Source organism: Pseudomonas sp. RIT-To-2 (assembly GCF_029623465.1).
In the GTDB taxonomy this organism is placed as follows: Bacteria; Pseudomonadota; Gammaproteobacteria; order Pseudomonadales; family Pseudomonadaceae; genus Aquipseudomonas; species Aquipseudomonas silvicola.
In genome coordinates this window covers 24,457-49,226 of the sequence record NZ_JAPYKM010000015.1, presented here as the reverse complement: position 1 = coordinate 49,226, position 24,770 = coordinate 24,457, and the positions used below count along the sequence as shown (strand labels likewise).

General features: G+C 53.5%; 22 protein-coding genes. 7 read left to right on the top strand and 15 right to left on the bottom strand.

What is annotated here, in order from left to right; all coding sequences use genetic code 11:
• Window positions 1-6: 6 nt before the first annotated feature.
• The 5 genes from QBK88_RS15355 to QBK88_RS15335 all read right to left on the bottom strand — a co-directional run bounded on the left by QBK88_RS15355 (window position 7) and on the right by QBK88_RS15335 (window position 4,860).
• Complete coding sequence (locus QBK88_RS15355) at window positions 7-420, bottom strand: DoxX family protein (protein WP_277962683.1); 414 nt, start codon at window positions 418-420, stop codon at window positions 7-9.
• A 5-nt stretch (window positions 421-425) separates the two neighbouring features.
• Window positions 426-1,028 carry an NAD(P)H:quinone oxidoreductase gene (gene wrbA / locus QBK88_RS15350; RefSeq protein WP_277962682.1) on the bottom strand — a complete coding sequence of 201 codons (603 nt, stop codon included), beginning with the start codon at window positions 1,026-1,028 and terminating at the stop codon, window positions 426-428.
• 174 nt (window positions 1,029-1,202) lie between these two features.
• A complete protein-coding gene (locus tag QBK88_RS15345; RefSeq protein ID WP_277962681.1) occupies window positions 1,203-1,901 on the bottom strand; it encodes a pirin family protein in 699 nt (232 codons plus the stop codon).
• A 395-nt stretch (window positions 1,902-2,296) separates the two neighbouring features.
• A complete protein-coding gene (locus QBK88_RS15340; protein ID WP_277962680.1) occupies window positions 2,297-2,884 on the bottom strand; it encodes a hypothetical protein in 588 nt (195 codons plus the stop codon).
• A gap of 707 nt (window positions 2,885-3,591) precedes the next feature.
• Window positions 3,592-4,860: a HEPN domain-containing protein gene (locus QBK88_RS15335; RefSeq protein ID WP_277962679.1), complete on the bottom strand. Its 1,269-nt coding sequence runs from the start codon at window positions 4,858-4,860 to the stop codon at window positions 3,592-3,594.
• Window positions 4,861-5,153: 293 nt separating this feature from the next.
• Between QBK88_RS15335 and QBK88_RS15330 the strand changes: the two genes are divergently transcribed.
• The 4 genes from QBK88_RS15330 to QBK88_RS15315 all read left to right on the top strand — a co-directional run bounded on the left by QBK88_RS15330 (window position 5,154) and on the right by QBK88_RS15315 (window position 8,360).
• Window positions 5,154-5,609 (top strand): hypothetical protein, encoded by a 456-nt coding sequence (locus QBK88_RS15330; RefSeq protein ID WP_277962678.1) that lies wholly within the window; start codon window positions 5,154-5,156, stop codon window positions 5,607-5,609.
• Window positions 5,610-5,653: 44 nt separating this feature from the next.
• Window positions 5,654-6,514 carry a helix-turn-helix domain-containing protein gene (locus QBK88_RS15325; protein WP_277962677.1) on the top strand — a complete coding sequence of 287 codons (861 nt, stop codon included), beginning with the start codon at window positions 5,654-5,656 and terminating at the stop codon, window positions 6,512-6,514.
• A gap of 131 nt (window positions 6,515-6,645) precedes the next feature.
• Window positions 6,646-7,335: a type 1 glutamine amidotransferase domain-containing protein gene (locus QBK88_RS15320; protein WP_277962676.1), complete on the top strand. Its 690-nt coding sequence runs from the start codon at window positions 6,646-6,648 to the stop codon at window positions 7,333-7,335.
• 362 nt (window positions 7,336-7,697) lie between these two features.
• On the top strand, window positions 7,698-8,360 hold the full coding sequence (locus QBK88_RS15315; protein WP_277962675.1) for a Shedu immune nuclease family protein: 663 nt from the start codon (window positions 7,698-7,700) through the stop codon (window positions 8,358-8,360).
• A 59-nt stretch (window positions 8,361-8,419) separates the two neighbouring features.
• Here QBK88_RS15315 and QBK88_RS15310 read toward each other — a convergent pair whose 3' ends face one another.
• From QBK88_RS15310 to QBK88_RS15295, 4 genes are all read right to left on the bottom strand, one after another.
• Complete coding sequence (locus QBK88_RS15310; protein WP_277962674.1) at window positions 8,420-9,268, bottom strand: SEC-C domain-containing protein; 849 nt, start codon at window positions 9,266-9,268, stop codon at window positions 8,420-8,422.
• Between the two features lie 354 nt (window positions 9,269-9,622).
• Window positions 9,623-11,257, bottom strand: a complete 1,635-nt coding sequence (locus QBK88_RS15305) for an amidohydrolase (protein ID WP_277962673.1) — start codon at window positions 11,255-11,257, stop codon at window positions 9,623-9,625.
• Between the two features lie 165 nt (window positions 11,258-11,422).
• Window positions 11,423-12,157 (bottom strand): TorF family putative porin, encoded by a 735-nt coding sequence (locus QBK88_RS15300; RefSeq protein ID WP_277962672.1) that lies wholly within the window; start codon window positions 12,155-12,157, stop codon window positions 11,423-11,425.
• 45 nt (window positions 12,158-12,202) lie between these two features.
• Window positions 12,203-13,903 carry a carboxylesterase family protein gene (locus QBK88_RS15295; protein WP_277962671.1) on the bottom strand — a complete coding sequence of 567 codons (1,701 nt, stop codon included), beginning with the start codon at window positions 13,901-13,903 and terminating at the stop codon, window positions 12,203-12,205.
• Window positions 13,904-14,502: 599 nt separating this feature from the next.
• Between QBK88_RS15295 and QBK88_RS15290 the strand changes: the two genes are divergently transcribed.
• The 3 genes from QBK88_RS15290 (at window position 14,503) to QBK88_RS15280 (ending at window position 17,982) form a co-directional block, all read left to right on the top strand.
• Window positions 14,503-15,414 carry a LysR family transcriptional regulator gene (locus tag QBK88_RS15290; RefSeq protein ID WP_277962670.1) on the top strand — a complete coding sequence of 304 codons (912 nt, stop codon included), beginning with the start codon at window positions 14,503-14,505 and terminating at the stop codon, window positions 15,412-15,414.
• Window positions 15,415-15,697: 283 nt separating this feature from the next.
• Window positions 15,698-16,756: a histone deacetylase family protein gene (locus QBK88_RS15285; RefSeq protein WP_277962669.1), complete on the top strand. Its 1,059-nt coding sequence runs from the start codon at window positions 15,698-15,700 to the stop codon at window positions 16,754-16,756.
• 77 nt (window positions 16,757-16,833) lie between these two features.
• Window positions 16,834-17,982 (top strand): polyamine ABC transporter substrate-binding protein, encoded by a 1,149-nt coding sequence (locus QBK88_RS15280; RefSeq protein ID WP_277962668.1) that lies wholly within the window; start codon window positions 16,834-16,836, stop codon window positions 17,980-17,982.
• A gap of 127 nt (window positions 17,983-18,109) precedes the next feature.
• On the opposite strand, the gene QBK88_RS15275 is transcribed toward QBK88_RS15280, so the two are convergent.
• From QBK88_RS15275 to QBK88_RS15255, 6 genes are all read right to left on the bottom strand, one after another.
• Window positions 18,110-18,790, bottom strand: a complete 681-nt coding sequence (locus QBK88_RS15275; protein ID WP_277962667.1) for a nitroreductase — start codon at window positions 18,788-18,790, stop codon at window positions 18,110-18,112.
• Window positions 18,791-18,826: 36 nt separating this feature from the next.
• A complete protein-coding gene (locus QBK88_RS15270; protein WP_277962666.1) occupies window positions 18,827-19,987 on the bottom strand; it encodes an MFS transporter in 1,161 nt (386 codons plus the stop codon).
• A 336-nt stretch (window positions 19,988-20,323) separates the two neighbouring features.
• Complete coding sequence (locus QBK88_RS15265) at window positions 20,324-22,015, bottom strand: AMP-binding protein (protein WP_277962665.1); 1,692 nt, start codon at window positions 22,013-22,015, stop codon at window positions 20,324-20,326.
• Window positions 22,016-22,440: 425 nt separating this feature from the next.
• A complete protein-coding gene (locus tag QBK88_RS30900; RefSeq protein WP_445764942.1) occupies window positions 22,441-22,629 on the bottom strand; it encodes a hypothetical protein in 189 nt (62 codons plus the stop codon).
• A 218-nt stretch (window positions 22,630-22,847) separates the two neighbouring features.
• Window positions 22,848-23,765 (bottom strand): AraC family transcriptional regulator, encoded by a 918-nt coding sequence (locus QBK88_RS15260; protein WP_277962664.1) that lies wholly within the window; start codon window positions 23,763-23,765, stop codon window positions 22,848-22,850.
• A gap of 26 nt (window positions 23,766-23,791) precedes the next feature.
• Window positions 23,792-24,760, bottom strand: a complete 969-nt coding sequence (locus QBK88_RS15255; RefSeq protein ID WP_277962663.1) for an XdhC family protein — start codon at window positions 24,758-24,760, stop codon at window positions 23,792-23,794.
• Between the last annotated feature and the right edge of the window lie 10 nt (window positions 24,761-24,770).

Sequence of the window (24,770 nt, the reverse complement as noted above, 5' to 3'; positions counted from 1 at the left end):
GTCATATCAGCGTTTGTCAATAGAGAATCGACCTGGGCCAAAAACGCTAAGTAACAGCAGGCCGCCCATGATGCTCAGATTTTTGTAGAAGTGAAGCATGTTCGCGGTTTTGTCAGGTTCGGGCATCGACCAGAAGTGGTGCCCAAGGAACGCTGTACCCAGCACAAACAGCGCCATCAATGCCGCTAATGGCCGAGTGAAGAAACCCACCACCAATGCTATGCCTACGAAGAACTCCATGACAATCGCGATGATAGTAGCGATTGATGGGGCCGGCACCCCTACAGAAGCGAAATACCCTTCGATCATCGAGAAGTTAGTCAGCTTCGTCCAGCCTGAAGTGACAAAGAGATACATAAGCAGGATACGTGCAATCAAAATGATCAGGTCTTTTTGACGATCAAAGAGGGTATATCGCATGGCTATCAACCTTTAGAAAGTTTAACGGTTAGTTTGGCCACATATTCGCCCTGATGTCGCGCGATACCAAGCTCGCGACCGTCGGGCTGGCGGGAGCCATCGCCGCCAGCGATGGTGGAGGCGCCGTAAGGGGTGCCACCACCGACTTGAGAAACGTCAAACAATGCGGGATCGCTGTAGCCAATGGGTACAATAATCATCCCATGATGAGCAAGCGTTGTCCAAGTAGACGTAATAGTCATCTCTTGTCCGCCACCTGTTCCAGTTGACGTGAACACACTTGCAATTTTTCCGACCAATGCCCCTTTAGCCCACAAACCACCGGTCTGGTCTAGGAAGTTTCGCATCTGCCCAGACATGTTACCGAAACGGGTGGGTGTGCCAAAGATGATGGCGTCAAAATCTCCCAACTCGGATGGCGAGGCCACTGCTGCTTGCTGATCCGTCTTCCCGTGCGCGGCTTTAAACGCTTCGGGATCCATTGTTTCAGGTACGCGCTTTACAGTCACTTCAACGCCAGGAACTTTTCGCGCACCCTCAGCAACAGCGTCAGCCATCTGTTCGATATGGCCGTACATTGAATGATATAGAACGAGCAATTTTGCCATTTTTAGATCCTCTCCCGATGGGTTCACAGTATCCCTACCGAACAGTTGGGCAATCAGGTTTGATAGCCAGCTCACTGTAGGCACCTCGTGATGGCGACTTAAGAATTGGTTTTCCCTCCACTGAGGGTGCAACCACCTATAACACTAGACTTAGGTCGCCAATCCTGCCACCGCTCAGATCACATCTACGAGCACAATTTCGCTACGTTCCAGCGCATGCACATTGAGGGAGTCCTCCCGATCAATAGCAGCGCCATCACCTGGCCCGACCAACACACCGTTCACATCAATTTGACCTGTTGCGACGACTAAATAAGCTTTCCGGCCTTTTGCGATGTTGTATTGCGCGCTTTGGCCGGCCTCTAAAGTTGCAGCCGCTAATCTGGCATCGCCGCGGATAGGAAGCGCATCTTCATCGCCATCCAGTCCACTCGCAAGCGTCACGAAAGCGCCTTCTGACATACCTTTAGGGAAAGGTCTTGTACCCCAACTAGGCGGCAAGCCCTTTTGGTTCGGGAAAATCCATATCTGAAAAATCTGCGTAACTTCATCTTCCAGATTGTATTCGCTATGTCGAATACCTGTGCCTGCACTCATGACCTGCACATCACCGGCGATAGTACGGCCTTTATTACCAAGGCTATCTTCGTGTGTGATCGCACCTTTACGGACATAGGTGATAATTTCCATATCACTGTGCGAGTGAGTGTCGAAACCAGTCTGTGGAGCAATGGTGTCATCGTTCCACACCCGCATATTGCCCCAGTTCATTCGCTGCGGGTCTTGATACTCAGCAAAAGAAAAATGGTGTTTAGAGTCAAGCCAACCATGGTGGCCTGCACCAAGTTTGTTAAAGGGACGTAACTCGATCATTTTTCATTCCTCGAAAAGCGTTGATTGAGATGGCTCCCCAATCCATGAAAAGATCTTATCATCAATTATAATGATTTAAAGCGCCGAATTAGTGCTAATACCAATCGACTTTACCGATTGATTGGCTCGAGCAACGTTTGTTGCTCCATACGGGGCCTAGCTGGCGTGATGCCAAGCCCCGAATTCTGCTGGCTCCTAGAGCCCTCAAGGGCGGATGCTAGACCCGTTAACCACCGTCCAGGTCGAGCACCAGGTACATAGCTACGGTGCAATACGCTGCGCGTAAACCATGCTGGAAGCGACCGCGTCAGAGCCAATTCCACCGCCGCGCGATGCAAGAGCCCTCGGCATGTCATTGGATGCCAGCACCGTATCACCTTCCTGGAACGACCCTGCTACCCGATTAGCGCCGACGCGATCACCACCATCCTGTGCCACACGGTTAGCACCAACGCGATCGCCGCCATCCTGGGCCACGCGATTAGCACCAACGCGATCGCCGCCATCCTGAGCCACGCGATTAGCACCAACGCGATCGCCGCCATCCTGAGCCACACGATTAGCACCAACGCGATCGCCGCCATCCTGAGCCACGCGATTAGCACCAACGCGATCGCCGCCATCCTGAGCCACACGATTAGCACCAACGCGATCGCCGCCATCCTGAGCCACACGATTAGCACCAACGCGATCGCCGCCATCCTGAGCCACGCGATTAGCACCAACGCGATCGCCGCCATCCTGGGCCACACGATTAGCACCAACGCGATCGCCGCCATCCTGAGCCACGCGATTGGCACCAACGCGATCGCCGCCATCCTGGGCCACACGATTAGCACCAACGCGATCGCCGCCATCCTGAGCCACGCGATTAGCACCAACGCGATCGCCGCCATCCTGAGCCACACGATTAGCACCAACGCGATCGCCGCCATCCTGAGCAACACGATTAACACCCACGCGGTCAGCTCCATCTTGAGCAATAGGCCCTGCGCCGACTGAAGTGTTTTCTGCCTGCTGGTCTGGGCAGTTCGAGGGCTGGTCGGGTGTATTGGTTGGTGCAGGCGAAGAATTGGCGGACGGAACGACTAGAGGGGGGGAATTGGTGCTGGGGCATGGTTTGACGTCTGCGCCATAGCTGGACACAGTAACGCCGGCGAGAACTAATCCAAGAAAGCCATTTAGGTTCATGATTTTTCTCCGCGTATTTGACCTCCATGACGCTGCCGATCGATCCATGATTGTGATCCGATTGCGCCGCAAATTGCCGGCTTTTACATTATAGATCCGGCCTTTTAGGTTGCTGAACCGATTGGCAATTACCGACTAGGCGGTATCAATCATAAACACACGAGAGCCCGAACTTTACAGCCAGCCAAGGCTTCTCCCGTTGCGCAGACCAGTTTCACCGGCTTGCCCAGCAACTGACATCCAAAGCTTCGAAGGTACGCAGCAATCAGAAATCAGAAGGACTTTGGACTAGCAGGCTTTCGAGTCGTCGTTCACGAATTGCCGCTTTCAGTAAGCGAGCCATCCCGCTGCGCACACCGCTGCTTACGCAACCACATCAGGGTCACCCGGGATGCCCCAATCGGGTGAATCCAGGACGTGCCAAGCTGCCGGCAGCGTGTAGCGCTCCAACATAGCGTTACACCGGGCCGATATCGAGTTGGCTTCGCGTGTCGCGGCACTAGGTGGACTCTCTCTCTACAGCCGCCAAGCACTCCAAGGTTTGGAAGTACCGCTTTTCGATGTCTCCAGGTTTGACCACATGCGTCAGGCCCTTGTAGACCTCGAATGCTTTGAAGATGGCGAGTGCTGCAAAGTGCTGCGCCTGATCAACCTGTTCAGCCGTAGGGTTGAACCCGCCAGCGTGCACTGCCTGGGAGCGCTTGCTGTACAGGGCCTCTACTTTCTTAGCGGCCTCGTCTTGCTCCGCTGGCGGGAAGCAAAGGGATGAAACGAATCGCGAGAGGCGAGCCTTGATCCAGACCTTTTCACCGAAGATGAATAGCTCTTCCATCGCGATTACAAACGACATGAATCGAACAACATTGTCCCCGCGAGCGTACCCCCTTGAGAATGAAGCGAGCGCATTTTTGAACCGGGAGAGCACCTTGTCACCGGAACAAAAGACCCTGTTGCAATACCACTCGAAATCGTTTGCCGTCAGAAAATCGAAGTAGCTACACGATGCATCGATGTTGAGACGCGATGGCGTACGCAAAACCTCTCGATCAATGGCACCATCGATAGTTCTGATATGAAAGGCGTGTTGTACTTTTCTTCCGCCCTCCAGCAAACGGCCTCCGTAAGGCTCATTGATTGTACTGAAGACTTCCGCCAAGCTGCAGAAAAACGCGAGCCGCTGCCGAGCTTTTGCATCCCGCACATCCTCTGAACCTTGGCTATGGAAGGCTAAAAAACATTCGTCGTGAAGCGCGCCTTCCGCTTGGGTGCTTTGATGCCGGTAGGATTCAGGATCGACTGAAGATACCCCAAACTCTGAACGCATGACCTCCTGGAAAGCTTCAAACCCCTCCTTAACGCTCACTAGTCGAAAGCGACCGAACCTGAGAATTCCATCAAACTCCGGCCGACCGAGGATCTGCTTTGCGATGCTGTTGAATGAGATTGGATAAACAGATACCCAGTCATGGTATTGCTCATGGTCTACCACGTACTGCTGCAGAGCATCGACGACGTGTTGGGAGCCATCAATCTTCAACGTCACAATGACGTGGTGCAACGCGGCCATGAAGAACTCGTAATCGAGATGCTCGCGAGCGTATTCGGTCGAGAAAAGAGCCTTGAGCAACGTGTCGTTGAGCTCAAAAATTGAGAACGCCCCTTGCCCGCCGTCGGCATTGTCTGCCGCAAGCAAATCCTTGTACTTGGGGATCCAATATCGCAGGCTTCTAACGATCGCTTTCTCATTCAGGCGCGGCGCCACCGTCATACTCTTTTCCTCTTCCCGTCTAGAGAGCCATTAGACTTCTGCTCCACGCGTCATCGTAGCGACCCTGCGCCGCCCAGCCATTAGCAAGACCGCGCGGTCTGGCCGGGATAATAAACTAGGCGGACGGATGGTATATAGGGTCAAGACGCGCGCAGCCAACGCGATCGGGGGACGTCAGACGCATTGATCGAGTTGCGGAAGGCATGATGCGCGCTACGGGCGTCGATCATCGCTGTGATGTGTGCCACCATCGATTCCTCGGTTCTTTACCAATAAACCATCAGGGATGAAGCATGGCATTTAGTGACGATAGCGGTGGGTTTGCTTTCCAGTGTCCTGACGCGAAATTTTCCATTGGCTCTGCAACGTGGGCTACGAGATTAAGTCAACTTGCGAAAATGACAGGAACAGTTCGGATTTTGACCCGTGCGTTGCCCGACGTGAATTACATCATCCGGGTTTTGGAGAAGCGGCCTCTGGATGTGTGGATCGTCGCTCATGTCACTGCGCACCAAAGCGCTGCCGCAATCAAACGAGCGCTACCGGGTGTACGAATAGCGCTCCATCCGGATATTGGTGCCAAGGTCGCGTTGATATCGCCTGAAACGGTATGGCTGTCGAGCAGCGATTTTGGGTTTGCAGGTAAGCTAGAATCAGCGATAGGGCTACATTCGCGCTATGCGCACGACCGGGCGGTACAAGACCTGTTCGAGCACGCTTGGAACGAAGCTGCAGAGGTCAGATCTTGAGGCACGCGGCATTTATAAGTGCGGCGAGATAGCTAGTACTTGAAGTGAGAGGATCCATCCTGTCTTCCCGAACCACGACCCAAATCAGCACTGAAAACGTTACGCTCATCCGAGCGCGCGATCTCCATCCTGATGCAAATGCGGTAATCCATATCCCGCCGAGCGACTCATTTTCGGTGATTATTCAGCTCACTGACTTTGCTGACCATCGATTGTGGAAAGGCAACCATTTGGAGTATCACGGTGGCCATCAGCGTGGAAGTGCTTCCCTGCCGTTCATGGGCGATGAGCTGAAGTGCCAGCATCGAGCGCCCTACGACAACGTTCGCTTCAACATTCCGAGGGCGACGTTCGACGGCCTGCAGTTGGAGACTGATGGCCGAAAGGTAGGCAGGTTTAACTATGGTCACAGTGTGCAGGATCCGACGCTGTTCCATTTGGCACAGTCAGTGCTCCCGGCGTTGACAACACAAGGAAAACACAATCACCTCTTTTTGGATTGCACACTTGTCACATTGTGCAACCACGTCATGCAGCATTACGGCGGCATTGATATCAAACCAGGCCCGATAAAGCTGACCGCCGCTCAAGTCAATCGAGCCAAAGACGTCATGGCTGCCAACCTCGCCTCAAGCCTGTCGATCGAGGAAGTTGCAACAGAGTGCTCTCTGTCTAGAAGTCATTTTTCCCGGGCGTTCACGCAGACGGTAGGAATGCCTCCGCGGGAGTGGGTTCAAAAAATGAGATTGGAGCGTGCCAAGTCGCTTCTACTTTTCGAACCGCCTATGAGCATTGCCCAGGTTGCAGTGGAGTGTGGCTACACCGATCAGCCGCACCTCAATCGTCATTTCAAACAGGCCTTCGGGGTAACACCCGGAGTCTGGCGCAATCAGCACCGCTCCTAAGTAGCAGTGAGCTCTACACGAGGGCCCCACCTGCGTCGACGGGACGTGGCGCTGTATTCGACGTGGCGCAGTAAAATGGGAGCTATGTCCCACCGGGCGCCATCGCCCGTTCAGCTCATTGAGGCTCCCGCATGAAAATCTTGATGGTTCTCACCTCCCACGATCAGATCGGGAACACAGGTCAACGAACTGGCTTTTGGCTTGAAGAATTCGCTGCTCCGTATTACGTCTTCAAAGACGCAGGCCTTGAGGTAGGGTTGGCTTCACCCGCCGGTGGCCAACCGCCCCTGGATCCTAAGAGCAATGAACCGGATGCGCTAAGCGAATCGACACAACGTTATTACGAAGATCTCGACGCACAGCGCGCACTTTCTTGCACCTGCCCGCTCACCGATGTATGTGCGGCAGAGTACGATGCTGTGTTCTACCCAGGGGGCCACGGCCCGCTCTGGGACTTGGCTAATGACCAACAATCGATTGCGATGATTGAAGAGTTCTCTGCCAGCGCCAAACCGCACGGATTCGTTTGCCATGCGCCGGCAGCTTTGCGTTCAGTAAAACGCCCGGACGGCGCTCCACTTGTCGCAGGCCGCAATGTCACCGGCTTTTCCAACAGTGAGGAGGAGGCAGTCGGCCTCGCCACCTTTGTCCCGTTTCTCTTGGAAACGGAGCTCAACCAGCTCGGCGGCGTCTATTCCAAAGCCGCGGACTGGCAGAGCCATGTGGTAGTGGATGGGTTGCTGGTCACCGGACAAAATCCAGCGAGCTCTACAGGCGTTGCGCTGGCAATGATCAGCCTGTTTGACAGAGAGTCTGCATAGCCCACTCTGCAATCTGCCTGGCGTCCCGACATGCTCAGCCGGCCGGTGCGTCTCAGGGGCAACCCTCGCTGAAAATGCCCAGCCGGGCTAAAAATTTAAACTGGCGCATCTTCGAACGTGCCTCCGATAATGCCCGGCTACCCACCTTCGGTGGCCAACCCTGCACCGAGGAGAAAGCGGACGATGGCTTCAATGCGTCCCTCACTATATGCCCTGGCGTTGCGCCCGGATATCCGCCCAAAGCAAAAAAGCTTCCTCCGAATGTGCTGGCTGATCTTATCGCTCTCGGGCGAGGTCCGTCTCGGCTGTCGAGGAGCGATCAACATTCTGCTGCGAGACTTGTGCACGACAACGTAGATGTCATGGCCAAGACTGAACGTCGCACACTGTTCAACCTTAAAGCAGAAATTGAACTGGTCACACTAGGTGAGCTGATCGAGGTTTTTGCGAAGATGCTCACGAGCAACGCCAAGGAGGCTCAATGGCAAACATTCCTGAGCGAGCATCCCTTCGTCTTGGACATGGCCTTCGGTTACCCGGTTAAAATGATCGCTGAGCGCCTCTATGTCGGCGGGAAAAGCTTTACTGGCCGCGGTGGGCAGCATTCTGATTTCTTGGTGGCAGCCAAGGCCACGGGGAACCTGGCGCTCATTGAGATCAAGCACGCCCAGCACGACTTGCTAGGCAAGCTCTATCGCAACAAAACGTACATGCCCTCCGAGGAACTGAGTGGCTCTGTCGCCCAGGTAATCAGCCAGCGAGCGCTGGTTCACCGGAATATCTTGATACTTGCCGATGAGCTTGATGACCGCGTACATGCCCACGCAGTTGCAGCCATTATCATCATCGGACGCACGCCCGACACCCGGGAAAAGCAGCGAGCTTTCGAGCAATACCGTAACAGTCTAAAAGATGTTTTGATCGTTACCTTTGACGAGCTTGAGGAACGGCTCCGAAGCATCCACCGGGCGCTAGTGTCTTCACCGCCTACCGTTCCGATTGAAGACGACGATTTGCCCTTTTAGATGGGTAAAGGTGGCGTTGCCAGTCCTGCAAAGGAGAGGTGGCAATGAGGACGGCAATTCTATGCATGGCTCCCACAGCAATGCTTATAGCGCCGGCCGCTTCCACAAGGGCAAGGCTCGTTTCGTGTGAAGCGGCCCCAAAACTTTGGAAAAGGCGGAAGCGTCGTCCCCAACTGGACTTGATCCTCCGATGAAAGCCGGGCAGCTATTTCTTCCGCCATCTCAGCCTCGCTGCCCTCGGTTACCAGATAAATTCCCTGGATGACCAAAGCATCGCCAGGGTTGGACTGCCGATAGTTTTTTTGGAGCGTTCTCAGAATCTCGTGGCCTATCTGGCGGACAGCAGCACGCTCGGCGCCCTGCAATGGTTGAAGCGTAACAAAGTCGCTGCTGCTCATGTCGCCCAACATGTTGCGGCGAGAGAGATCCGCATAAAGGCCATCGAGGTGCGGGTCAACGTGCGCACCTCCATCCTGTTCAGTCATGCTCAGCACCAGATCGCGCCGGGACATTGTTCGATCGCGTTGCCAATCCTGAATCACTGGAGCACTCCACCACTGCTCAAAAGGTACGAAGACTGGCTCACTATGAAGTTCGCTATCGAGCAGCGGAACATAGGTGACACCATCACTCGCGATGCGCTTGCCAACGAGCCCGTTGTAGCCGTTCGAGAAGCCTGGCAGCGGGGGGAGCGAGCTATCGTAGAAGGTATCCTTCATACCTAGCTGCTTCAACAGCGACACGCTCTGCCGCGCGTCTTTGACCAACGTGCGGATAGCCGTTGCGATGCGCTTGGCTTCACCGGTATACCCCTGATCGTAAGCCTTGCAGGAGGCGTCTATGAAGTAGAGTTGATCGTCGAGATGACGACGTAACTCATGTTTCGACTGCGTATGCTTGTCGCACATCAGGGCTGCTCCGGGTGAGTAAAACCACTCCAGAATTTTAGATCCTCAAACTTGAAAAATCACGCCGCCACAGCCTCCTTGACGTGATCAGAAGGTGTGGGGGAAGCCCACGAATACGCCGGTAGCGATGCTTGGAGGCTGCTTACCTAGCGCTCAGTGAGTCAAGAGCAAAACGACTCCCCCAAGAAATCTCCACCCGAACGTTACGTTAACGTAAGGTAATTCTATTGTCAGCTATCCCACCTGATCCAAGCGGGCTCCGGACTTGAATTTGAGTGAGCGGATGCTAGGGGACAATCGCGGCCCCTTCGGCATGCGAGCGGGATGAAAATGGGGGCGGCGATCAATACTGCGTCAGATAAACCCGTCCTGACAGTGAACCACCTTACCTTCCAAGAGTGTCAGCAACACCTCAGTCTGGGCGATCTCATAAGGGGACACTTCAAAGATGTCTCGATCCAGGACGATTAAATCTGCGTATTTTCCTACCGTGAGGCTCCCGGTGACGTTCTCCCTCCACGCCGCATAGGCAGCACTGATGGTGTACCCCTTGACCGCAGCCTCCACACTGATTCTATGCTGGGGAGTGTGGGGCTTCTCGCTCGAGTTCATCGTTGGGTTTTGCCGGGTAACGGCGCACTGAATGATTTGGAACGGGTCGTAAGTCGTCACGCCCCAGTCACTGCTGAGCATGCAGGGGATCCCCTGCTTAACGAACGCCCCAATCGGGTAAACCCACTCAGAGCGGAATTTACCCAGCATCCTAGAAACGACTGCGTCGAACTCTTGATGAGGCTGGGCCCAAAACGTCTGGTAATTCGCAATGACCCCTAGATGCTTGAACCGAGGGATATCGGAAGGATCGACTACTTGCAGATGAGCCAGTTGATGGCGAGAGTCCCAGCGACCGTTAACCTTCTGAGCGAACTCGATACCATTCAAAGCGGCACGGACAGCCCCATCACCAATGGTGTGGACATGCAGCTGAAATCCAGCTCGGTCGAACGCGGCGAAGAACTCGTTGATTTGCCCCTGATCGAACATCAACGCTGCGTTAAGCCCATCATCCGTACGAGGCTCGAGCAGCACCGCAGTGCCGTTCTCCAACACCCCATCCAGGAAGAATTTAGCCGAATGCATACGTACATGATCAGTGTTGAATTCGTCTCGCAAGCTGCGCAGCTCCAGAAGCTGCTGATCCAGTTCTTTGTGTGCAAAAACCTTGGCAGTCGCGCAGACACGAAGGGTCAAATTCCCCCGTTCGTAACATGCTTGGTAGGCCTCCATGTTTCTCCGATTCACCAGCGCATCCAGCACTCCGGTCACGCCACGGCGGTTAAAGACCTTACAGAAATGCTCCATGGCCGTGATGTAATCTGCCTGTGTGAAGCTAGGGGCCACATGGGCCATCGCCCAAATAGCATCTTCAACAATCCAGCCCTTGGGACTTCCATCCGGCAAGCGCAAATACTGCCCATTTTCGGGATCCTGACTACCAGGCGCCACATCGGCAATCTGGAAGGCAGCACTGTTCGCCCACCCATTATGATAATCACTGGCCAGCATCAAGGCAGGTCTGGTCCCAGTCACACCGTCGAGAAGCTCTTTCGTTAGCTCGTCAGGGGTAAAAAGAGCGGGGTTAAATCCAACGCCTCTTATCCATGGATTGCCTGGATTCGCCACGGCAAACTCATGAATAACAGAAAGCAATTGGTCGACAGTCTCGATGTCATGAAGGGAGACATTGTGAAACTGGTCGGCACTGCTCTGCTGAAAATGGATGTGCGTGTCCTGAAATCCGGGCAGCACCAACCGTCCTCCTGCATCGATCCGCGTCGTCCCGTGTCTTGCCCACGTTTCAACCTCACCTTGGGTGCCGACAGCAACGATTCGCCCCTGGGACACCGCAATGGCGTCTGCGAACGGGCACTTCTCATCCATTGTGCGAACCTTGGCGTTAACCACGATTAGATCAGCGACCACTTCCACCTGATTATTGCTCCTCTGTCTAAGAAATTTCTGCTAGCAATTGCGGCTGGCTAAAATCAGGTTTCATTACTCGATGAAACCTCTGACTTCCTTGCGTCACCGGGAAGCTAAAGCACAAATAAAAAACTGGTGCCGTTGCCAGCACCAGAAAGAGTGGAGTTCCTTTTAAAACTTTTTCTTGGCAGTGAAAATGAACGCTGATGAACAGACACTTCCATCGCCGGAGTAGCTGGCACACTCAAATTTCGTCAGATCGTTATCTACATAGGAAACACCAAACTCAACACCCACGAGATTTCGGCTGACTTTAACCTCCCACTCGCGATAGCCTTGACGCGCATGCATATCCCTATCCCAAAAAACATCATCCTTGTAGTCGACATACCCGAAATGCAGCTTGCCGACAAACTCCAGCAGCAGCGAGTGCGAATACTCAGCGTAGCTGTACATCGAAGATTGATGAAAGCTGGACATGCTCGCCGGGGCATATTGAAACCCGATCTTAGCGCCATACCCGATGAGCTCACCGTACCAACCATTGAAGTTGTAGTATTTTGCCCCTGAGTAATTGATATCTATATAGCCGACATTCGCCATAAAACCCATGACAAGTGGAATCATTGCACCTGCCAAGTAATCATACTCGTAGCTTGCGTTGGAGCCTTTGAACTCTACGTTAGCCAGGTAGGCACCAGCATACAACCCGTAAGGAGAGGACAAGACAGCCAGCGCCTGAGCGCCAGGTTTATTACTTGTCTGCGAAATCCCCTTTATACGATAGTCCGAGCCAACTGTGGCATCGGCCAGAACGCTATAACCATTTCCGAGATCAAATGCATGAGCCTGTACAATGGTGCAAGCGAGAAGCGCACCCATAGCCACGCTACGAACTGAGGTCATTTCGACACCTTCAATGATGATAATTAAGGCACATACCAAAAAGAGTTAAATCTTGTAAGGGTACGGCCCAAACGACCAGGCTGACCAAACCTTGCGTCGCTCACTTTCAAAATCTTTAACTAGAATAGGGTTGCTATTCCATACGAGAGTAGGCCGTGTAGAAAGAGTGTACTGACTCCATTGCGGTACGTTCTGACCGTTAGGATCTCCAAATTTAGCGAAATTACTCCAAGCCAGTGACATTTTTTTCGAAAGCTCTTTTGCCACAGCAGATTCATTGGAGCGATAGTAGTTTTCAATGCCCGGTACGATTTTCAGCCTATCGTCCAGTATCCCAAACACAAACGGAATTTCCATCGCATGAACTGCGCCCAACTGAGGCGTTCCCTGCGGTACGTACTTATCGGGCATCGTCCAAGCGAACCGATAGAGATAGGTGTTGCCGCCCCCAAGCGCATGATTCTCTGCGAACCTAACAGCCGGGCCATTCATGATGAAGTCGTTAACCATAGCGACTCTGCGCGCACGTTCAGATGCACCCGGAATGGCTTTTGCGTACGCCTGCTCCAGGGAGGCCACGCTATTGGCATTAGCTACCTTAGCTTCTACGTCCAGGGGCAGAAGGCGGTTGGGTTGCCCACCGTCCCATTCATCGATGAATAGGTTCCGAAATTTGCTGTCGTAGAGGTTCCAGTAGTTAATTTCGTCCTGGTTCGCACCGACGATCACAGGAATTTCCTTCGCTACTCCACTCTTCAGCGCTTCTTCAGGGTTGGCTGGAATTTCAAGGGTTCCGACCTTAGGCGCAAACATACTCGATGAGTTTTGCGCAGTAAACTGGGCGGTCAGTTGCACCTGTAAAAGCTCCTCAGTGGTAGCCGATTTGAAATCTTTCATCGACTTTAGCTTTCCAGCGGCTAGCAACTGTTCAAGGGTGCGCTTGGCAGCCTCCGGGGTCTGCAGGAGATTGAAGTTCCCGCTTTGGATAATCGCTCGTTTGAACAGTCCTTTAGTTTGCGGGCTAACAAGCATCGAGGCTACGGACGCTCCACCGGCGGACTCGCCAAAAATGGTGATATTTTCGGGATCCCCCCCGAATGCAGAGATGTTGTTTTTCACCCATTTGAGTGCTGCAATTTGGTCTCTGAAACCATTATTACCACTCCCAGTATACTGACTGTCCAAACTGCCCAATTCGGCGAAACCGAACAGGCCAAGGCGATAGTTAAAATTCACAACCAAAACACCATTCCTGGCCAACGCGGTTCCATCGTAGGCCGGGGAAGAGCCCGCACCAACGAAGAACGCCCCACCGTGGACGTAAAGCATCACCGGCAGCTTCGCAACACTGCCATGTGGCTTCCAGATGTTAAGGCTGAGGCAATCTTCGTTGGCAAAAACCGGAATCTCGTGAACTGGTCCACCCACCAAGTCGAGCATCTTAGGCTTTTGGGGGTAGGGAATAATGTGATCGGCTGCTTGAGGGCATACGGCGCCAAAGTTGGAGGCGTCCCTGACGCCTAACCATTTCTTCGGCGGCTTAGGAGGCATGAATCGATTCTCCCCTACGGGCGCGTCCGCATAAGGTATGCCTTTGAACGTCACCACATCGGTGTTTAGCACACCCTTGACTTCACCGCTTTCTGTCTTGGAACACGTATCGCACTCCGCTGCGAATACCCCTGTTGAAAACAAGCTTGCCCCTGCTAGTGCAACGGCCATACCTACTGCGGTTTTTTTACGCATTGCTATCTCTCTGCATTGGGTTATCTTTTATATTTCTAATTTCAATGTAAGGAGGCAGTTCACAATAAAATAGCAAATTTTTTATTCTGATGGGCACGAGGCACCCCACATTCGAGCCTCAAGTAACCAAAACGAGCAAGCAAACCACGTTTAAATAAGTTAAGTTCATGTGTGGGCTTGAGTGAAATCGACGGTATCACCGCCTTGCTTATTCGAATAGAGCTCTGATCTCACAAGTCTATTTCCATTTTGGAAACGAACGCGGCATCAACCATTTGATACACACGGCTGTCAGATTGAAACTGCCCGGTAGACTTACCCCCTGTGCACATCAGGTAATGCTACTGGCCAGGCCTGTCATGTAATGACGGGAAAAGCGCACCAGAAAAAATTCGGTGCGCCGCCATGAGGCACTACCTGCTGAACTGCATCTACGGCCGTTAGGTAACGAATTGGTGTTTCAAGAGGAAACACTCCCCTTCAGCCATAGCGGCGATAAGCTCAAATCAGGGCAATCTTTGCTGAGCGCTTGCCGGCACAATTAATGCATGGGGAAAGATTGGACAAATGCTCTGTAACTTTTTTCAGCGGTAGCTTCGATGAGTAAATTGACCTCCTTCGCAACCTTTTTATCAGTAGCCGAGCACAGCAGCTTCAGCCGAGCAGCGGAATCCTTGAGGAAATCTCCGTCTGCTGTGACAAAAATAATCACACAGTTGGAAGCCGAGTTAGGCGCACAGCTATTCGTCAGAGACACCCGTCACACGATGCTGACCGAAGCTGGAAAACTTTACATCGAAACCATCAGAGGTATATTTGAAAGCCTGAAGAACACTGAAGAAGAAGTGACACAATTGCGCAGTGAAATAAGCGGCTCATTACGAATCGCCGCGCCCATCGCATATTCACGAGCTTTTCTGGAAGATGCATGCGCGCTATTTCAAAGTAAGCACCCCAAAATACAACTGATCATTCACCTACTTGACACGCCCATCAGCTTAAATGAAGGCGGCTACGACTTAGCTCTGAGGGATGGAAATACAGACAGCTACATAGCCCGCCCGGTGGGTAGGAATCAACTTTACATCTGTGCCAGCCCACTGTACCTAGAGAAGCTCAGCACGCCAGTTACGATCGAACGCCTTGGCGAACTCGACTGGATGTCATTTTCAAACCCGACGATAAACAAAGAATACTTTGAACTTCATGACGGAGCCATCAGCCATAAAATCTGGCCAAATGTAAAAACCAAGATCATCAGCAACAATTACGATTTTTTGCTCGCTCAAGCTATCAGAGGGAGAGCATTGTTGATAGTGCCTCAATGGTGCGCCAATCCACTGATAAAGAAAGGTGAACTGGTGAAAATACTTCCAGAGTATGAAATCCACCCTAACCCATTTGGTAGCCACATAATCGGCGTGTACCCCGAGCACCGCCGTGCCTCTAGAAAAGTCTCCGCTTTCCTCGACCACTTGCAAACCTACCTTGAGGAGAACGATCTTCACTGAATTTCGGGTAAACGATCTTTCATTGCCTCCTGGCACTCGTCCCGAAGCCCGGCGGGTTGATGCTCGCCAATGGCAGACAACTTCGATAGGTACCTGCCCTCACTGACTAGCCCGCACCCGTCGTAGCATCGTTCAGCCTGGCTGCGGGTTTATTCAAAATAACGAAAACACCCTTTCCATTTAGGAAAAACCAAAACGATTTTATTGGGGTAGAGTTCATTGCGCTCTCCGACGCGGCAATGACAATCCGGGATTCAAGTATAATTTATTACCAGGTGCCCTCATGCTTACCGTATTTAGTGATAAACATCGCCTCCACCACGGACAAGGTGAGATGGTCAATGGTGAAGTCCATCCATGCTTTGAAATACCAAGCCGGGCTGAAACAGTCCTTCAGCGCGTTCGACAGCAGAACATTGGCGACGTCGTTGCCCCTCATGACTTTGGTATCGCGCGGATCCTACGCATCCATGACCAACCGTACTTAGAGTTTTTGAGTTGCGCATGGGATCGCTGGGCAGCAGAAGGTAACAGCTGCGATATGCTGCCGACTGCCTTCCCCGCGCGACGCTTGCGAAGCGATGGCCCGGTACCTGAGGCACTGCACGGAGCGCTTGGGCATTATTGTTTTGACACAGAAGCGCCTATTACCTCCGGTACATGGATCGCGGCCTACTCGGCGGCGCAGTCGGCACTGACAGCTCAAGACCATATCAGCAAAGGTGCGGACAGTGCGTTCGCCTTATGCCGTCCTCCTGGCCACCATGCGGGCACAGACTTCATGGGCGGCTACTGCTATATCAACCACGCAGCAGTCGCAGCACAAGCATTCCTGGATCAAGGCTCCAGGCGAGTCGCCATCCTCGACGTGGACTACCACCACGGAAATGGCACTCAGCAAATTTTCTATCAGCGCTCAGATGTACTATTTGCTTCCATCCACTGTGATCCTCTGGCCGAGTATCCGTACTACCTTGGGCACTCAGACGAACGCGGTGAGGGTGAAGGCCTTGGATTCAACGTTAACTACCCCCTACCCCGGGGAACGGACTGGGAGGCCTGGTCGGTAGCCTTGGAGAAAGCCTGCTTACGAATCGCCGATTACAACCCCGACGCCCTCATCATCTCCCTTGGTGTTGACACCTTTGAAGAAGATCCCATCTCTCAATTCAAACTCAGATCATCTGATTATCTTGAAATGGGGAAACGCATTGCGTCGCTGAAGCGACCGACGCTGTTTATCATGGAAGGTGGATATGCCGTCGAGGCCTTGGGTATTAATGCTGTAAACGTGCTGCAAGGATATGAACTCAACAAAAAATGCATTCAGCCTCCGCTGTAGCTCGACAAAAAATTAACCATGAGGGCCGCCCTCTACAACACGTGCCTTACATTCACCCCATCAAGAAACGTCCATTTATGATCTCTCAGCGCCTCGGCAGTTCTGAAGATGGAAGGAACATTATGCGAATCCACGTAAAAAAAGTTACAAGCTTTGGCGTGTTACTCATCTTGGGACTAGGGAATATTTCCACCTCCACTGCTAGCGAGCTTCGAATTTACAACTGGACAGAATACCTTCCAAAATCGGTTATTGCCGATTTCCAAAAAGAAACTGGAATCACGGTTCAATACGACGTATTCGATACCGCGGAGACTCTCGAGACCAAATTGATGACGGGCAGCTCAGGGTATGATGTTGCCTTCCCTGCTCACTCCCAAATCCCCAGGCTCGAAGCGGCGGGCGCCATCCTTCCTCTAGACCATGAAAAGATCCCTAATTGGAAAAAAATCGACCCCGCGTTTCTGCAGAACCTGGCCCTGAGCGATCCAGGCAATGCGTACGCCGCGCCCTATTTGTGGGGTACAACAGTGATCGGCTACAACGCAGATAAGGTGAAGGCCGCCCTTAAAGGCGAGGCCATCCCCAATTCCTGGTCGCTTGTGCTAGATCCTAAATATGCAGAAAAGCTAAAAGCATGCGGCATCGCCTTCCTCGATGCCCCTACCGAAATTTTCCCGATAACTCTGAATTATTTGAAGCTTGATCCTCACGCGCTCAACGAGGAAAGCTTGAAGCAGGCCCGAGACCTGCTGCTCACCGTGCGCCCGAATATCAAGTATTTTCAGTCGGCCCGTTGGGTGCAGGATCTCGCCAACGGTGATATCTGCGTAGCCGTTGGATACTCTGGAGCTATCAATATGGCGAAGGAACTGGCCAGATCTTCAGGAACTGACGTGAAGGTCGAGATGATGCTTCCTGATGAAGGCGCTCTGGCCTGGTCAGATGACATGGTGATCCCAAAAGGGGCTAGTAATGAAGCCAACGCGTACCGATTCATCGACTACATTCTCCGTCCTGATGTGATCGCCAAAATATCCAATAATGTCGGCTATCCAAACGCCATTGGCGCGTCCGCTCCGCTGATTGACAAAGAGAAGCTGACAAACGAAACACTGTTCATCCCAGAGAACAAACGTGAAAAATTATTCTTCCCCATCATCCCTTCTTTGAAAATTGAGAGGGTCAGTACCAGATTCTGGAACACAGTGAAGTCGGGGGCCTGACGTTCTCAAATAGCGATTGGGGAAGCATGCCAGGCTAACCTGGCGCGTTGGAAAGAGCTTTCTGTATCGCTGGCCCACGAATGAATGAGGCAAAAGCGGCGCCCTGAGGGCGCCGCCACCTACAATGTCAGGAGTGAAAAACCACGCTATCGCTGATCGTGGCTCTCCCAACATCTATTTGCTGGTCTGGTGCGTCGTGGTCGGCGTAGCCGAAAGAAATCCCGAACAGCAATTTGAACTCATCCGAAATCCCCAGCTTCCTGCGAATCGTGTCGGCGTAGAACCCAAGAATTGTCTGTGGGATACCTGCCAAGCCATTGGCAACGAGCGACAGCAGAAAGGTCTGCGCATACATCCCGATATCACCCGCAGTGCGAACGTTATCGCCAAAACTTGGCATGAACAACAATGCCACATGCGGCGCTCCATAGAAGCTCAAGTTTCGTAGCATATCCTCCCTTCGCGCCTCTACATCCTCGCGACTGATGCCTGCCGCGTTATTGCGCGTGGAAGCCATGGAGTGGTGGCGCTCAGCATAGACACCGTAAAAATCCGAGACATCAAACGAAAAATCTGGTTTCTGCTGCCCCAGCTCCTCCGCCAACAGCAAGGTTTGAGCAAGCGCTCGTTGCGCCTTGCCGGAGACAATATGCACCATCCAGGGCTGGGTATTGCAGTTGGATGGCGTGCACTGTGCGTCCTCGAGAACCTTTTGAATCAACTCGCTGGTAGCAGGCTTGGTCAGGTATTGCCTGGTCGACCGGCGAGAGCGGACTGCCGTGAAAAACCTGGTTGGAGCATCATTCATCAGTCACCTCTTCATCATTGCGATTCGGGAGTGGTTTCAGGACTGCGCGGGTGTCAGTCGATTATCTGGCGCTAGCATGAGCAGCGCGGCCAGGAAAATTGCGGTCAGGATGAACCCAGATGCGACGTAGCTGACGCTACCAAGGCCTGCGGTATCAATGACGCGACCACCCACAAGCGCACCGAGACCAATCCCGATATTGCAGCCAGAAATGTTGAGCGATGCTGCGAAAGCTGGCGCCTGCGGCGCTATTTTCATGACTCTCACATGACTCACCAGGAAAAGGGCCGCTTGTGTGATTCCCCACACACCCATTGCCACAGCCAGTCCGAATGAACTGTGAATAGAAGGAATTAGCGCGATCATGCCCCCTGCCAGGAAAAAGCAGAACACCATCGACGCGATCAGCGGATGGCGATCGACCGCTTTTCCTCCTAGCGTATTTCCGATCAAGCCAACCGCGCCGAACGCCATCAGCGACCACCCCACCCACTGGCCGCTAAAGCCCGCAAGTCTTTCAAGAATGTCCGCAAGATAGGTGTAGGCGGTGAACATCCCGCAGAACACCAGGACTGATAGCAGTACATGACCCAAGGTCGCCGGCGTGCGCAATATCTTAACTTGCTGGATCAACGAGGATTCAGCTCGAAGAGGCGGTACCTTGGGGAGAAACTGGATCAGCAATAGGCCTTTCATGATTGATAAGCCCGCCAAGACGGCGAATGCGCTGCGCCAGCCCCATGCGTCAGCCATTAACGTGCTCAACGGAATGCCGAAAACCGTGGCGCAGACGATTCCGAACGTAATCTTGGCCATGGCACGACCGGCGTGTTCAACGCCAGCGATGTCCACGGCCGTCTCGCTCGCCAACGCCCAGAATACCGGCAACCCGAGGGCCGGTATGAGGCGAGCTATCCCCAGGATCCAGAGACTGGATGCCGTCGCGGCCAAGAGGTTCGACAGCCCAAACAACATCAGGATCGACACGAACAGCCGCTTACGTTCAAAGCGTGCAAAATACGCTGTCAAGAACGGTCCGAAGGTCGCAACGGTAAGGGCGAAAAGCGTTACCAAGAGGCCTACTCGAGGCGTGCTCACGTTTAAGTCATGCGCGATGCCGGGTATGAGGCCCACGATCATGAATTCGGTCGTCAGCACGCTAAACCCGGCAGCGGATAACAATAAAATTGGAAGCATTCAATCTCCATACGACAGCGGCGGCTCCCCATGGCCAGCAATGCAAGCGGCACGCAGGCGTTAGCCGTGTGGATCGCTTGGCAGCAAGGGTGCTGGGGACAAGAGCTTGTGCCGCGTGCGAGAAAATGGGGTGACTTGAGACGACATTCGATACTAACAACCAGCACCTGGAATGCCTGATCGGTGCGAGTGATTGCACGATTCAGCGGAATTGGCCATCAGATGGAAGTCCTGATCTGAACAGACGCCAGATCAGGAAGACGCTTTTTCGATTGGAACCAGCGCATTCCCCTCATGGCTAGTGGACTCTATCTTTAGCCATGGTGTGTGCCCCCCTCAGCCTTTGGGAGACGCCTTCACCCCCCCGAATTCTTGAATGCTCAATTCCCGCATTCTGAATTTCTGGATCTTCCCGGTCACCGTCATTGGGAACGCATCCACAAATTTAAAATGCTTCGGAATCTTGTAATGGGCGATTCTGTCTTTTGCCCACGACCTCAACTCTTCATCGGTCGTGGCCGTGTTTACATGAATTCGCGCCCATGCGACCAACTCTTCCCCGTATTTTGGGTGGGGAATGCCAACGATGTAGATGTCAGCGACTGCGGGATGAGCTCTGTAGAATTCCTCGACCTCACAGGGATAGATGTTCTCCCCTCCCCGAATGATCATGTCCTTGATACGACCCACCACGGTGACGAACCCAGCTTCGTCCATGGTCGCGAGGTCTCCCGTGTGCATCCACCGGCTGGCATCGATGACTTCAGCTGTTCCCTGCGCATTATTCCAGTAGCCGAGCATCACGCTGTAGCCGCGGGTGCAGAGTTCACCGATGTGGCCCCGGGGAACGATTCTGCCATCCGAGTCGATAATCTTGTTTTCCAGGTGCGGCTGCGTCCGCCCCACCGTCGAAACCCTCTGTTCGACAGCGTCGTCCGGGCCGGTCTGCAAGGACACCGGACTGGTTTCGGTCATACCGTAGGCGATCTGTATCTGCGACATATGCATCTCGGTCATGACGCGCTTCATGACCTCGATTGGACAAGATGCGCCTGCCATGATACCCGTGCGCAAGCTAGACAGATCAAACTCTTCGCGCTGCGGATGGTCGAGTTCGGCGATGAACATTGTCGGCACCCCGAATAGCGCAGTGGCGCGTTCCTGGGATACCGCTTGCAGCACTTTTAGTGGATCGAATCCCGCACTTGGATAAATCATGGCGCTACCATGAGTCAGGCAACCCAGATTACCCATGACCATGCCAAAACAGTGATAAAGCGGCACCGGTATAACGACGCTGTCTTGCTCGGTCAGACCAAGGCTCTCAGCTACCAGAAAACCATTGTTCAAAATGTTGTAGTGGCTGAGCGTCGCGCCTTTGGGGAAGCCAGTAGTTCCAGACGTGTACTGGATGTTGATGGGGTCATCGAACTGAAGTAATGCTTGGCGAGTATCCAGGTGCTCGGGAGGGACGCCTTCGGCCATGCTCTGTAGCTGCGCCCAACTCAGGAAACCTGATGGCGGCGATCCCGACAGGCTGATTACGCCCCGCAGGCTCGGCAGTCGATTGATGTTCAGTGCGCCCGGTTCGCTTGCCGGCAGCTCAGGAATGACTTCGCTGATCATCGCGTGGTAATGCGACCCCTTGAAGGTCTCATCGCTGATGATCCAACTGCATTGGGACTGAGCAACGACATACTCGAATTCACTGGTGCGGTAAGCGGGATTGATGTTGACCAGAATGGCGCCGATTTTAGCCGATGCGAACTGGGTCAGGCACCATTCCACTCGGTTAGGGGCCCATATGCCAATCCGATCCCCTGCCTGCACGCCAATAGCCATCAGGGCACGAGCGTGTTGATCGACATAGGCTTTCAGATCGGCCCACGACCATCGGATGCCCTGATCGTGAATCACTAATGCCGAGCGATCGCCGAACTTGGATACGGTCGTGTCGAACGCCTCACCGATCGTCTGCGCGATAAGCGGGGTGTGCTTGGAGCCTTGCGAGTAACTCAGCTGGTCCATGGATTAAACCTTTCTTATGCTTGTTGTGCAGCCAACTGGGGTGTTGCCTTATCTGTGCTCCATATTCATGGCTTCCACCATGATCAGCGCATCATCTGCTCGGTCTACCCAGGCACCACCAGCACGCGAAGGGTACCGCCATTCATGGGCGCGGCCAGGACGCCTTCGCCAGCCTGAAAAGCAGGCGTCTCGAGCAATATTACGTTAACGTAAACGTAAGCATCCCTTAGCGCGCTGTCAATGGTTGCTTCCATGCACTGCCCTGCCAATTCGACTAACTCACGCAATGCAGAGGCAGGTGCACCTGTTTAGATCGTAGTGCTTCGCTCGTTTGGAGCATATTCAACAAGCTATCGATCAGCCGTTCTGCGTTATCAGAAATCGAGCAGCTCGAAGGCTGCAATAGCCACAATCCAATATGCCCATCAAATGAATGCATGGATCGATATCGCCGCGAGTCTGTTATCCAGACTGCGAGGTAGCTGTCCATTCATCTTGGCAGCCTGGAGCAGTTGCTCAAGGTAACCGTTGCATCGTGTACTGATTCGCTGACGCTGAACGCGCAGGTCACACATTTCATCGGTCAACTCGCACTCGGCCTTCTGCAGTACCATCCTGCCAGGACGGCGCTCAGGCCAATGCGCAGCTACCTGAGGGCGCTTGTTCGCCCATACTGGAACGTTATTGGCAGGTACGCACCTGCGAATGATGCTGCGCTCGAAAAAAATGCAGGATAAGGCGGGACTGCGAGGGGACCCCTCACCAAATGCCGGTCAAGATCTGGCAGGTGCCAGCTTTATCTGGATAGCAACGCGCAGATACGGATAAAAAGTCAGATGCTATGCAATCGCATCCGCTTGATGTCGCGTTGTGGTGGCTCACCAAAAAGGCGGCTGTATTCCCGGCTGAACTGGGAAGAGCTCTCATAGCCGACCAACCCCCCCGCACTACTGGCATCGATATTTTGGCTAAGCATCATGTGCCTGGCAGCTTGGAGTCTCAGTTGCTTTTGGTACTGCAAAGGGCTCATCCCGGTAACGGCACGAAAATGCTGTCGAAAAGTCGATGGGCTCATGTAGGCAGTCGCGGCGAGATCATCCATGCGAAGCGCCTCGCGAAAGTTCTGTTTAAGCCAGGCTACCGCTTTGGCAATGTGCTGGCTCGGCGAGCCGGCACTCACCACATGCATGAGTTGCGGGCCATGCGAGCCACTCAGAAGGCGAATGATGATCTCTTTGGTGATCAGAGGCGCGACAGTCTTGATCAAGCATGGCTCGTCCAGCAACGCTACCAGCCGCTCCAAAGCTGCAAGAATATAGGCGTCCAATGACTGCACTGTCACTGGCCTGAATTCGTCGTCTTTCAGTCGCTGCGAGAGCTGGAGGCGCTCCGCGAGCTGCATGACCACCGTGCTGTCGAACGTCAACATCAACCCTAGAAAAGGATGAGCATGACTCGCCTCGATGACGTTCGATATGACGGGCACATCTACGCTGGTGACCATTGACTGCCCTGGCGAATATGTCAGGATTTCTTCCCCGACCATCGCCTGCTTGCCTCCTTGAAGGGTCACCCCTATGCCTAAGCCGTAGATGCAATGCAATGGCACCGTGGGGCTGTGGCGCCGATGGAAGCTTAGCCCTGGAATCGCGGTATGGAGGTCGCATTCCGTTCGGGCCGTTTGACTGACGAGGTCTGCCAAACGGCCTGTATCGCTATAAGTCAGGTTATGTCTGGATGCGGCTTGCATATTCATCTCCCAAAAACGCCCCTTGGCTACAAAGCGCTCCGAAGGACCCCGTTATTGACTCGTATAATATCCGCCATGACAGCCAAAGCGATCTCTGCGGGTGTCTTGCTCCCGAGGTTCAATCCAATGGGCGCGCGTATTCTCTCTACGAGTTGCTCTTCAAGCTTCCCTATGCGCTTGACGCGCTCCAGGCGCTTGGTGCTCGTACGCGCGGAGCCCATCGCGCCTATGTAAAACGCCGGCGTCCTGATGGCCTCCAGGAGCGTCAAATCATCCAGCCGGGGATCATGAGTCAACGCCACGACCGCGGTGCTGGAGTGGCACCCCCCCTGAGCAATGTAGTTTGCTGGCAGTACTTCCACGACCTTGACGCCAGGCATGCTGAACTTCGAGGTCAGCTCTACCCGTGGATCGCACACAACGACCTCAAAGCCCAGTGATACAGCGAAGCTGGCACAGTATTCTGCAACTGGGGAAAGCCCTGCGATCAATAGCCGCTGAGCGGCTCCCACGCGCAACCTGACCTGGTCACCCACTATCGAGACGGTCGCACAGACACCTGCATCTAACTCGATATCGGTGACCAACGTCCCCAGTGCTACACTTCTGATGACGGCTTGCCGACCTTCGATGGCTCCCAGCAGTATTGAAAAATGCTCTCGGCTTTCGCACGTTGGTTCAAAGCGTTGTACGAGTACATCCAGAACCCCACCGCAGGGTAGTTCGAGTGACGGTGCGAGACCGCCCTCCCCGTACCGTATGATTTGATTCTCAGGTACAAGCTCTTCACGTCCTAGCCTCTCCAGGAAGTCCTCCTCGACACAACCGCCCGAGAGCGATCCGCAAAAGGTGCCCGATTGCAGTGCCACCAGCATCGCGCCTGGCCCCCTGGGCGCAGAACCATAGGTGCTCAAGACTGTGCAAAACCAGATGTTTTCGCCACGGTCGAGCCACTCAAGACATTGCTGGATTACCTGATGATCAAGACTTTTCATCGGCCGCAGT